Genomic DNA, 236 nt, shown 5'->3' on the forward strand with positions numbered 1-236 from the left:
GATTTCCACGGCGGAAACCGCGAAACTGGCCGAACGCCTGCGCGCCGCCTGTGCCGACAACGACGTGCCGCTGTCCGACGGGCGACGGGTCAAGGTCACCGTCAGCATCGGGCTGGCCGACGCCAGCGAATGCCCGATCGAGGTCGCCCTGCGCTACGCCGACGAAGCCTTGTACGAAGCCAAGCGCCAGGGGCGCAACCGGGTGGTGATCAGCGGCGCCGGGGTCGTCACAAATC

The 236-nt window shown here is 68.6% G+C and carries 1 protein-coding gene; it reads left to right on the plus strand.

Going from position 1 to position 236, the window contains the following annotated elements:
• Positions 1 to 236 (plus strand): diguanylate cyclase (locus tag JNK74_28780; protein ID MBL7650178.1); only part of this gene is annotated, 236 nt, incomplete at both ends.

It is taken from the genome of Candidatus Hydrogenedentota bacterium (genome assembly GCA_016791475.1).
Classification (GTDB): domain Bacteria; phylum Hydrogenedentota; class Hydrogenedentia; order Hydrogenedentales; family JAEUWI01; genus JAEUWI01.